A 7,490-nucleotide genomic window follows, 5' to 3' on the forward strand; every position below is an offset into this window, starting at 1 on the left:
TCATCCTTCCTTTCGTTGGTTGCTTTTAGGATATCATTCAACTCGCTGTTCGCTGATTCAATCTTTTGATCTAACTGTTTCAGTTCTGACTCTTTATCTTCAACCTTCCCTTGCAACTCTTCATAGTTTACTGCTTCGCCTTCTAGATTTACTGTTTCTTCACTACATGCGACTAAAACCAAGAGCAGTATTACTAATATTATTTTCTTCAACCGATTAACCCCCTAGCACTTTTTATCTATAACTATTTCGACATTAATCTTTATATTCCTTCATTTGATTACTTATCTCATATAGGTCCGTAGCGTGTGGAATTCCCATCGATTCTAATTCTTCGGCAATTTCATTAATTCTATTTATTATTTCTTTCATGATAGTTCATTCTCCTGCTGAAAACTCTTATTAGTTAAATCACCTAATACATTTTGATGCACACAAGATAATTCATGTATCACATTAACAAGTTCCTGTTTGCGCTCATCTTTCTCTAGTCCATCAGCTATCTTTATTAGATTATCTATTGCCTTACTAATCTTCTCTGCATTTTTAAACATTAACACTCATCTCCCATATAATTTATTGACTCATACAATCTGTACACATACTTCCATAAAAATCATCTTTTACTTTGTTACAGAAAGGGCAAATTTTATTGGTCTTTTTCATTACATACCCTCCTCAATAAATTTTATATTTCAAGCCATGTTTTTCACACGCTTTCTTTAACTTCTCTTTACGAATATCCGACAAAGAGTACCAAATAAGAGTTGGGATATGGTTATATTGCTTGAATATATCACTTGATAGATATTTGTATTTATTTATTTTTTCTACATTTGTTTTCATCGTCTGGGTATTGTCGATCTCAACAAAGTGGTATTCTCCTTTGTTTTTGTACATTGCATCAGGGATAAGGTAAACTTCTTCTTCTTTACTAATTGGTACTTCTTTTTGCCAGTCTTTTGGCATACCTAATTTTATATAGAGGTCATTGCGCATCAGCGTGTGTTGTATCCACGACTTTTTTAAATTGACCCCGCCTTTACCTATCCTTTCGCTGCCTCGATTGGATAGGTAATATATTTTCTTTTCGTATCGGACCGACTTTATCAACTTATCTTTCTCCATTTGATGTAAGATTCTATGAGTATTTCTATAACCACCTAAATCCTCGATAACTTGCAACTGTTCAATTGTGGCATAAGTTAATTTAGCCAAACTTGATAATATCCTCTCCTGCCTTTGTACTTTCTTTTTTGTCTGATTCACGTTCAAACCTCCTTAGACGTTTCCACATTTCTTCATTGCTGATAAAAGGAGTTTGGACTATATACTTATCTGTTGTTTTATAAATAGCTCTACCAGGATACTGTAGTTCTTCAGCACCTGTTTGATCAATGGCAACTTTTGATTGAACACCTGTTTCTAATTTAAAAGTAATCTTAGCTGACGAATTAGCTTTTATTTGATTATCCATAATCTTTGCAGTTGGGTACTGGGTTCCGAAAATCATCCTGTACCCTAACCCCCCAGAAACTCTCACGACGTGACTCATTATTCGCTGACATGTTTTTGCATGCGATTGATCATCCTCGCTCATGCTTTTATTAGGCACCAACTCCCCTGCCTCATCTATGATGATAAATTTCCTTTTCGTAACATCAGTATCTACAATATTTTCGTAGTATTTATTTTTGAATTCTTTCATGGTCCTTTTGATATCCTTTTCTACCCTTTTTAATGCTTCGGCTGATTCTTTGTAGTTACTCGCTACGCCTTTCACCTGTTTCAGTTTTGAGTAACGATGAAAAGCAAGGCCGCCTTTTAAGTCCAAAATATAAAACTCTACATCATCTGGATGGTTTTCAATTAAGTGAGTCATTAACATTTTCATGAATACCGTTTTCCCCCATCTAGTTGCCCCAGCAATTGTTATGTGCGGTACCTTATCGAAATCATGGTAAATCATTCCTTCCTGGGTTTTTCCGACTGGAATAGTCCAACCTTCAGTTGCTGGGAAGTCTTTATACTTATAAATCTTCTGTAGCTGTTGGTTATAAACTCGTATAAACAACTTCCCTTTGAACTCAACTTTTATTGGTTTGTTTAATGTTTTTGTTAGTATGGATTGTAGTTTATCATCATCAACCAAGCCAAACGGTACATTATAAATAAAATCGGTGTAATCATCTTTTTTTATTTTCTTAAACAACCTAGGCTCCTGATCCTTAACCTTGTAGTTGATATTTCTGAACACCTCCTCGATTTTCTTTTGTTCATTAATTGACACACTCCACCTAGCAGCTGCATACATACTAAATGCTGCAATCCCGCTACCAATAATCAAACTCATGACACGCCTCCTTTTTCTATTCATTTGAATGTGCAATTGAATAATCAAATGAACGTTCTACTGTTGTACTCTAAAATGAACACTAGTTTATTGTTATACCAATAGATAACAGTGTATAGACAAGTAGATTTTTCTTAGCTATAAGAAACGAGCGAAAGACGTAAGGTTGAGTGAAGTTTCTAGCGCGATTAATAAATCATATGACTTCGATTTATAATAATGTCTGTCTTATAAAGTTTTCTTGTTATTTTTTATTAAAATAGTTTCTTTTGATTAAAAAAGGAATTAAACAATTTTTGTTGAATACATATAATAGTTCGCTTAAAGGAGATTTCGATATGAAATGGGAACCTAAGATAGGGAAAATTCGAAGAGCAAAGGGATTGAGACAGAACCATGTGGCTGATAGTATCCATGTATCTTATCAATCTCTTAGTGCGTGGGAACGCGGAGAAGCGTATCCAAAAGCGCATTACTTATTCGATTTAGCTGAAATTTTGGAATGCAAAGTTGATGATCTATACAAAAGAAAGGAGGATAAAGAATGAGTGATCTTTACAAAGAAGAACAAAAGCTTTTAAATAAGCTAGTAGAAAGTGAAAATGATCCAGATAAGGAATACCAAAATGCAGTTAAAAGAACTATCGGACGTATAAATGATGAAATGAAAGAAGTTGAAGAAGAGTAGATGGATGAACAAATTAAGAAATTCATAGCCTATCCCATGGCTATAAAAGTATTAAAGGATGATCTAGAAAAGTTTGAGGATTTCAGGCTTAGAAATGTCTATTTAGATATGCTGGAATCGATCATTGAAAGAATGCAAAAAGATTTTTATAGACTGAAAGGGAAAATGCACAACGTGCGAAAGAATGAAGATGGTACTTATAACATTAATGGCCAAGTGCATCAATTTACAGCTGAGGAATTAAAGGAAATGACCGAGGAGCTAATGAGCGAATATCTGCATGGCGATAAAGCGAAGCCCTTTGAAAGAAAAGAGCGTGTTTGGAAGAAAGATTAGCAGAAAGGAGATATTACATGAGTTTTAAATCATTCTTATACAAAATGTTAAAGTATTCTAATGATGTTAATGCAGTGAAAAAAGGCAAGGTAGGAAAACGTGTTGGTAGAAGAGTAGCTGGTAAGGCTACAGGGAAAGCTATGAAAAAATTGTTTAAATGAAAAAAGCCCCCAACTGTTTCCGCAGCAGGGGGTTTAAAACTATTATTATCCAAAGTATTTTATTTTGATTATTTTACTACTATGTTACGCTTTTCGATCTTCAATAGTGGCAAACTGTTCTCGTGTTAATGGATGATGTGGTCTTTCGCCGTTTAATAAACCTTTTTCCTTTGCGCGTTCCCATGCTTTAGCGTGTGTTGGACTTGGCTCGTTAGAATCAGACGGTTTATTTTGCTTTTTATCTAATTCTTTCTTCAGTGCTGCAATTTCTTTCTTCAATTCTTTATATTGATCCACGGTTAATTCCCCTTCCTTTTTAGGCGTTTTATAGGCAATCCCTAATATAGAGCACCATTCTTTAACTATTGCTTCAGCAACTTTATAAAAATAATCTTCATTTTTATAGAAATTATGATCCTCTTTGTTATCGATAAATCCATACTCAACAATGGTTGTTTGAGTGCTACCAGTTAGACGATGCATATAGTAGTAATCTCCGCTCTTGCCCCTACGACTAAACACTCTTCGTAATGGAAGACCGCTGGCGTTTTTAATAGCATCAGCCAATTGGGTAGCAATGTCATCATTGGCATATATTGAATGGATTGTTTCTATGCCTCTTGCTTCACCATCAAATGCGTTGAAATGATTACTCATGCAATAGTCGTACTTATTTTTAATTAGGTTAGCTCTAGGTGTACTATCGATTGTTTTGTCATTGGTGCGAGTCATATGAACATCAGCACCTAATTCTTTTAGTCTGTTGAATTGATATTTGGAGATTTTAAGAGTCCAATCCTTTTCACGCACCCCATAACCACTTGCCCCATTATCAGATCCACCATGACCAGGATCAATAATTAATGATTTACTCATTACTCAACATCCTCTCTAGGTTTTTTATAAGTCCTAGCCTGCTTACTATCGCTAGTGCCTTTAGTTGTTGGATCAGTGACCACTCCTAGAATCATCAAAACTGCAAATAATGCATTGATAAATTTAATCGCCTCTTGCTCAACTAAATCTGCAGCAAAGCTAATGTCAAACCACCCAGCGACTATTTGAGCCAATAGCAATAAAGCTGGTATAAACGTTAACCAAAATGTTTTGTTAACTAGTCTCACTTTCCAATTGATCTTCATATTCTCACCTCCTTAAAATTTTGTAACTAGTAAAACAACCAAAGTTATTAATGCAAAAAGCCACCCGCCCCAATTGCGAATGGCTTCTCCTACCGATAACCTACCTTGTGTCCTTGCTTCCATTCTGTTTAACTTTTCTTTCATCACGCCTAATTCTTCTCGTAAACCGTTATACTTTTTAATAACATTTCGTGTCTCTTTCATTTCAGATCTAAGGTCTAAAAAATCACCTTGCATTGCATTTAACTGTTCGAATAACTCTTTATTGGTGTACCATTGATCTCTGTCACTCATGTTCGACCCCCTATTTTAGACATAAAAAAATACGCTTACTCTGTAGCGTTTTCTACCTTTTCCTTATTCTCATACGCATCTACAAGGTCTTTGTACTTTCTGTTTTCCTCTTGCATTCCTCTAAGTTGCACGGCCAACATAGCATTTTCTTTTTCAAGTAAGGCCATACGGTGCGTTAATTCATCTATTACCTTGTTTGCTTCTAATTTTGGTGCATTCATGAAGTAACCCCCAAACTATCCTTTAGTTTTTCTTCAGCAATGACTGCTAAGCTTTCATTACTTTTATTTCCTTCATACTCTTCAGCAGTTAATGTGTATCCACCTGAAAGGTTATCGAAATGCTCGTCTACGCAATTGAAACGTACAATGACATCTTTTAAATTATTTTCTCGGTCGTACCTAAAGTTAACGGATATAATGTTAATCTTCACGATTTTCCACCGCCTTTAATCGATTTTCTAATTCTTGTATTGCTTTCCATGCAAGAGCAGCCATTTTATACGGCTCTACGCCCTCACCAGTTAAACCGACAACCCAAGCAGGAGCTTCCTCAACTATTATTCCGACATGTGGAAATTCATCATCAAGCTCATTATTATATTGATACTGCTTAATTGGAGTTGAGGCAATCATATCAGTAGCGTTTTCTTCCCACAATTCAATGTTCTTTTTATATTGATTACTTGATAATTGTTCAATTATGTTAGCTGCTACTCTATTTTGTGAAATGGTTAAACTTCCGTTCGGAGCTTCAAAATAACCTCCGCTATATCGGAACGCTCCACCTAACGATAAGTAGGTTGTGGATGTATCATAGAAACTAGGAGAGTCTCCACTATGATAATATTGGTTATCCTCTAAATACCCTCTTGTAACAATTCGATTGTTGAAATGGTCACTTCCGATATAAGCATAAACCGTATCTAATACAACGTCCCCTGATCCTCCTGCTGATACGTATACATTGCTATCTCCTGGTTCAACAAACACTCCTCCATTTGCGGTAGTGGTTCCAAAAAACAACCCTCTTTGTCTTGAAGTACCTTCTTGACCTACATGTATTTGATCACCAACTCGCAGATCCGTTGTTACATCGATTGTGCTATTAGAAGTAATTCGTGCCCCAACTAAGTCTCCAACAAACGTACCGTCAACACTGTTTAGTGTTCCAGTAATAGTTACGTCCTGAAAAGAACCTCCTATTGCTGTAATATCCTCTACAGTCAAATCAACAAAGGTTGCATTAGCGCCGAGTAACGTACCGGTAATTGTTGCATTTTGAGCTGTTAACGTACCTCGTAGTACTGCGCTATCCATTGCGACAACGCCCTCAAAATTACCGCTATAATCCTGTGGGTTGTCGATTGTATCTTGGATGAGATTTTCAGCATCTTCTAGATCTATTTTACTTTGTTCTAATTCTTCCTTTGCTGCGTCGATACGCTCTTGTGCTTCGTCAATAGCCTTTTGCGCTTCACTTAATAGATCTTGCTTGGTTGGTTTCTTATCCCAGTTCCCCTGTCGATCATTCACTACCTGTTCAACATTATCAAACCGCTCTGATAAGTCATACCGAGCCCGAAATTTACCTAACGTTACTTCAGATAACTTACGGTCATTTAGATTATGCCTATACTCTATAACGGAAGTTTCTGCCTCTACAGCTGGATAAATCCGCCGATTGACTGCATAGGTTGTATCTCCTAGGCGAACTGTTTCATGACGTAAATCTAATATCTCCGCCAGTTGAAGCACTTTAATATCATAAGTGTCATTGGACTTCGTGATCTCCTGGAGTCTGTTCCAAGTATTTAAGAGCAATTCGGCAGGGTCTTCCTCTTGGCCGTCGTAAAAACCAAACTTATGGCGAGTGCCTTGTTGATACCCCCACTGAATTAGTGCATTAGGATCCCCTACCCACGTTTGACCGAGAGGTTTATCAGCTGGATCACCGTTTGCTTTAGACCATTCAACGTCTGCAAATGTTAATCTTGGACTGTCATTTTCCCCACTTGCACCACGACCATATAAAGCAGTTTTAACAGTAGTAGAGTCAATAATGCGATTTGTTGAGATGATGTCCTTGCCATCTTCCCAACGCTTTCCAGTGTTACGACCGCGTCTTTTTAGAGCGTCTAAATAGCGTCTTGTAATACGATTGCCCTTTACATCAACTCTATACCTACGTTCTGCTCCAAAGATGTTAAGTAATTCATACACCGCCTGCTTAACAGACATGTTTTTCAATGAAACGGGCTTTTCACCCATATATTCTACTTCTCCGATTTCTATACGTGTACCTTGTAATACTGCAGAAAGAGCTGTTGCCAGATCTACACTTGCTTGAACATACTCAGTTAGAAATTCGTCAATGAGTTCATACTCTCCACCTTCAGCTTCAATAAACTTGAATGTGCCATTGATGTCGTCCATATCCTCAATAATTCGAATGATAAACTCCATAAAGTTACCGTCAGCATCCTTGGTTATAACGCGGCCATCGTTTTCGATTAA

At 36.6% G+C, this 7,490-nt stretch carries 14 protein-coding genes; 4 read left to right on the forward strand and 10 right to left on the reverse strand.

Going from position 1 to position 7,490, the window contains the following annotated elements; translation table 11 throughout:
- The 4 genes from BMX40_RS19560 to BMX40_RS19575 all read right to left on the reverse strand — a co-directional run.
- Window positions 1-212: hypothetical protein (locus BMX40_RS19560; protein ID WP_425287873.1), on the reverse strand; the 212-nt coding region annotated here is incomplete at its 3' end.
- 156 nt (window positions 213-368) lie between these two features.
- The gene (locus tag BMX40_RS19565) at window positions 369-554 is read right to left on the reverse strand and encodes a hypothetical protein (RefSeq protein WP_090873105.1); all 186 of its coding nucleotides are present in this window, start codon (window positions 552-554) and stop codon (window positions 369-371) included.
- A gap of 124 nt (window positions 555-678) precedes the next feature.
- Window positions 679-1,269, reverse strand: coding sequence for a replication-relaxation family protein (locus BMX40_RS19570; RefSeq protein WP_090873107.1), 591 nt, complete (start codon window positions 1,267-1,269; stop codon window positions 679-681).
- Complete coding sequence (locus BMX40_RS19575; protein WP_170840868.1) at window positions 1,211-2,353, reverse strand: FtsK/SpoIIIE domain-containing protein; 1,143 nt, start codon at window positions 2,351-2,353, stop codon at window positions 1,211-1,213. Before BMX40_RS19575 ends, BMX40_RS19570 begins: the two co-directional genes overlap by 59 nt.
- A gap of 338 nt (window positions 2,354-2,691) precedes the next feature.
- On the opposite strand from BMX40_RS19575, the gene BMX40_RS19580 reads away from it, so the two are divergent.
- The 4 genes from BMX40_RS19580 to BMX40_RS20485 are packed head-to-tail and all read left to right on the forward strand — an operon-like array spanning window position 2,692 to window position 3,538.
- Complete coding sequence (locus tag BMX40_RS19580) at window positions 2,692-2,901, forward strand: helix-turn-helix domain-containing protein (protein WP_090873111.1); 210 nt, start codon at window positions 2,692-2,694, stop codon at window positions 2,899-2,901.
- Entirely contained in the window at window positions 2,898-3,041 is a 144-nt protein-coding gene (locus tag BMX40_RS20480) for a hypothetical protein (RefSeq protein ID WP_170840869.1), read from the forward strand. The genes BMX40_RS19580 and BMX40_RS20480 overlap by 4 nt, the downstream gene beginning before the upstream one ends.
- Window positions 3,042-3,377: a YhjD family protein gene (locus BMX40_RS19585; protein WP_090873112.1), complete on the forward strand. Its 336-nt coding sequence runs from the start codon at window positions 3,042-3,044 to the stop codon at window positions 3,375-3,377. It abuts the gene before it with no gap.
- Window positions 3,378-3,394: 17 nt separating this feature from the next.
- A complete protein-coding gene (locus BMX40_RS20485) occupies window positions 3,395-3,538 on the forward strand; it encodes a hypothetical protein (RefSeq protein ID WP_170840870.1) in 144 nt (47 codons plus the stop codon).
- Window positions 3,539-3,622: 84 nt separating this feature from the next.
- On the opposite strand, the gene BMX40_RS19590 is transcribed toward BMX40_RS20485, so the two are convergent.
- The 6 genes from BMX40_RS19590 to BMX40_RS19615 form a co-directional block, all read right to left on the reverse strand.
- Entirely contained in the window at window positions 3,623-4,414 is a 792-nt protein-coding gene (locus tag BMX40_RS19590; RefSeq protein WP_090873113.1) for an N-acetylmuramoyl-L-alanine amidase, read from the reverse strand.
- The gene (locus tag BMX40_RS19595; protein WP_090873114.1) at window positions 4,414-4,680 is read right to left on the reverse strand and encodes a phage holin; all 267 of its coding nucleotides are present in this window, start codon (window positions 4,678-4,680) and stop codon (window positions 4,414-4,416) included. The genes BMX40_RS19590 and BMX40_RS19595 overlap by 1 nt, the downstream gene beginning before the upstream one ends.
- Window positions 4,681-4,692: 12 nt before the next feature.
- Entirely contained in the window at window positions 4,693-4,974 is a 282-nt protein-coding gene (locus tag BMX40_RS19600; protein WP_090873115.1) for a hypothetical protein, read from the reverse strand.
- A gap of 35 nt (window positions 4,975-5,009) precedes the next feature.
- Window positions 5,010-5,195, reverse strand: coding sequence for a hypothetical protein (locus BMX40_RS19605; protein WP_090873116.1), 186 nt, complete (start codon window positions 5,193-5,195; stop codon window positions 5,010-5,012).
- Entirely contained in the window at window positions 5,192-5,407 is a 216-nt protein-coding gene (locus BMX40_RS19610) for a hypothetical protein (protein ID WP_090873118.1), read from the reverse strand. Before BMX40_RS19610 ends, BMX40_RS19605 begins: the two co-directional genes overlap by 4 nt.
- Window positions 5,397-7,490 (reverse strand): phage tail spike protein (locus tag BMX40_RS19615; protein WP_170840871.1); only part of this gene is annotated, 2,094 nt, incomplete at its 5' end. The genes BMX40_RS19610 and BMX40_RS19615, both read right to left, overlap by 11 nt.

Origin of the sequence: Oceanobacillus limi, from assembly GCF_900111445.1 — a bacterium.
GTDB lineage: Bacteria > Bacillota > Bacilli > Bacillales > Amphibacillaceae > Ornithinibacillus > Ornithinibacillus limi.

Coding starts and splice junctions, on each gene's coding strand:
- BMX40_RS19590 (WP_090873113.1), bottom strand. CDS start 4,414: ATGAGTAAATCATTAATTATTGATCCTGGTCATGGTGGATCTGATAAT.
- BMX40_RS19565 (WP_090873105.1), bottom strand. CDS start 554: ATGTTTAAAAATGCAGAGAAGATTAGTAAGGCAATAGATAATCTAATA.
- BMX40_RS19580 (WP_090873111.1), top strand. CDS start 2,692: ATGAAATGGGAACCTAAGATAGGGAAAATTCGAAGAGCAAAGGGATTG.
- BMX40_RS20485 (WP_170840870.1), top strand. CDS start 3,395: ATGAGTTTTAAATCATTCTTATACAAAATGTTAAAGTATTCTAATGAT.
- BMX40_RS20480 (WP_170840869.1), top strand. CDS start 2,898: ATGAGTGATCTTTACAAAGAAGAACAAAAGCTTTTAAATAAGCTAGTA.
- BMX40_RS19605 (WP_090873116.1), bottom strand. CDS start 5,195: ATGAATGCACCAAAATTAGAAGCAAACAAGGTAATAGATGAATTAACG.
- BMX40_RS19575 (WP_170840868.1), bottom strand. CDS start 2,353: ATGAGTTTGATTATTGGTAGCGGGATTGCAGCATTTAGTATGTATGCA.
- BMX40_RS19600 (WP_090873115.1), bottom strand. CDS start 4,974: ATGAGTGACAGAGATCAATGGTACACCAATAAAGAGTTATTCGAACAG.
- BMX40_RS19595 (WP_090873114.1), bottom strand. CDS start 4,680: ATGAAGATCAATTGGAAAGTGAGACTAGTTAACAAAACATTTTGGTTA.
- BMX40_RS19585 (WP_090873112.1), top strand. CDS start 3,042: ATGGATGAACAAATTAAGAAATTCATAGCCTATCCCATGGCTATAAAA.